The 1,824-nt window shown below is 39.1% G+C and carries 2 protein-coding genes; one reads left to right on the top strand and one right to left on the bottom strand.

The window, feature by feature from the left end; all coding sequences use genetic code 11:
* Positions 1 to 184: 184 nt before the first annotated feature.
* Complete coding sequence (locus IQ228_RS25640) at positions 185 to 904, top strand: Uma2 family endonuclease (RefSeq protein WP_193964945.1); 720 nt, start codon at positions 185 to 187, stop codon at positions 902 to 904.
* A gap of 100 nt (positions 905 to 1,004) precedes the next feature.
* On the opposite strand, the gene IQ228_RS25635 is transcribed toward IQ228_RS25640, so the two are convergent.
* The gene (locus IQ228_RS25635; protein WP_168466396.1) at positions 1,005 to 1,787 is read right to left on the bottom strand and encodes an ABC transporter permease; all 783 of its coding nucleotides are present in this window, start codon (positions 1,785 to 1,787) and stop codon (positions 1,005 to 1,007) included.
* Between the last annotated feature and the right edge of the window lie 37 nt (positions 1,788 to 1,824).

The following is a 1,824-nucleotide window of genomic DNA, read 5'->3' as shown; positions in this document are numbered from 1 at the left end:
AAATCAATTCACAAAAAGGACGGTTACGAATATGGAAAATCAAAGATTTGTTAATTGCTCAACTGTCCCTTTCATTGTTTGTGCTGGCGCACAAAATTACTCAAGGGACGTTTCACAATTAACCCTCCATTCCTCCCATCACCAAACTGAGTACAGTTTTGGTGGGGATCTCCTGGAGGTTTAGATGACTACCGAAAACAATCTAGCCATTGTGGACTGGGAACCCCATCATCCACCTGCTGACTTAATATTTGATGATGGTGAAGTCTTGGAATCAAATAGACACCGGATTGCGATGAATGTCCTCATTCGGTCATTGCAGCAGCTTTGGTCTGACCGCAATGATTATTTTACTGGGGGCAATATGTTTATTTACTACAGCAGTAGCCAAATTCGTAATCGTGAGTTTCGCGGTCCCGATTTTTTTGCTGTTCTCAATGTTGATGGTAGTAACCCTCGACAAGGTTGGGTAGTTTGGGAGGAAAATGGTCGCTATCCTGATGTGATTGTGGAATTAATGTCACGGTCTACATCAGGAATAGATCAGGGAATTAAAAAAGACCTTTATGAACAGACTTTCCATACCTCCGATTATTTTGTCTATGACCCATTTGATGCTAATTCTTTACAAGGATGGCATTTAGATCATGAACAACAGTATCAGCCATTAAGACCAAATGAAAATGGTTGGCTATGGTGTAGACGTTTGGGTTTATGGTTGGGAACTTGGGAAGGAACTATAGATAGGGAAACTGCGATTTGGGTGCGGTTTTATGATGTTGCGGGCAATCTAGTTTTATTACCAGAGGAGGCAGCTAAATCACGAGAGGAGGAAGCTCAAGCAAAAGCAGCTAGGTTAGCTGCCAGATTACGAGAATTAGGTGAAAATCCAGATATGTTGTAATCGTTAGGTTTGTCGAATCCCTGGCTTCTAAGGATGTCACAATTTCTGAAGACGATTACAACAGAAGTCGGGGATCTTAATTTTTGTCTAATGAGTCCAATTAACTAGAAGCACTAGTATAAAACTGGAGAGCAAACCGCCAAAACTGGGTAGAAATGAAAAACAATATCAAAGCTAGTAATCCTGCACCCAGCAACCAGGTAAGTTGAATTTGACCTAACATAGTTTGGGCGGGAACTGTAGTTAAAAAAGCTACTGGCACTATGAAGGTGAAGAAGAAGCGATAGGCAGCCGGATAACCTGTAATTGGGTATCTTCCAGCCTCTAAAAACCCTCTTAATACTTCAGTAATATTATATATCTTTACAAACCAAATACTAGTTGCTCCTAGTATAAACCACAGGCTATAAAGAATAACTAAACCACAAGTCAACGGAAAGATACTCAATAAGTATTTATCAATACCTAAGTTAAGTTTTGTACCAGCATAGACAATGATCAATAGTCCAAAGATTAAATCTGGTATTCCCCAGGGGGAAATGGTATGAAGAGATAACCAAAACTGACTACGAATAGGTTTTAATAATACGAAGTCTAAAGTCCCTTCTTGGACATGACGCACAATCCGATTTAAGTTGGGAGCGAGAAAGGTGGCAGCAAAGCCTTGTAATAGTGTGAAAATTCCTAAAACTACTAAAGCTGATTCCCATGACCAACCCGAAAAAGTGTAACCTGTACGGTAGAACAGGAATAAACTGAAGATACCACCCACTAAATTGCCTAAGCTACTAATAGCATAAATGATAAAATTTATACGATATTCCATTTCTGCGGAAATGGCAGCACTCCAAAATAATCTCAACACTTTTAAATATCTTTGCATTTTTCGTTTTTACCTCAATAGCTATTAGATATAAAAT

The organism is Dolichospermum sp. LEGE 00246 (assembly GCF_015207865.1).
GTDB classification, from domain to species: Bacteria; Cyanobacteriota; Cyanobacteriia; order Cyanobacteriales; family Nostocaceae; genus Dolichospermum; species Dolichospermum heterosporum.
This window is presented reverse-complemented; position numbering and strand designations above follow the sequence as displayed.

Excerpts from the sequence above, each read along its gene's own strand:
- IQ228_RS25640 (WP_193964945.1), top strand. The coding sequence starts at position 185 with ATGACTACCGAAAACAATCTAGCCATTGTGGACTGGGAACCCCATCAT.
- IQ228_RS25635 (WP_168466396.1), bottom strand. The coding sequence starts at position 1,787 with ATGCAAAGATATTTAAAAGTGTTGAGATTATTTTGGAGTGCTGCCATT.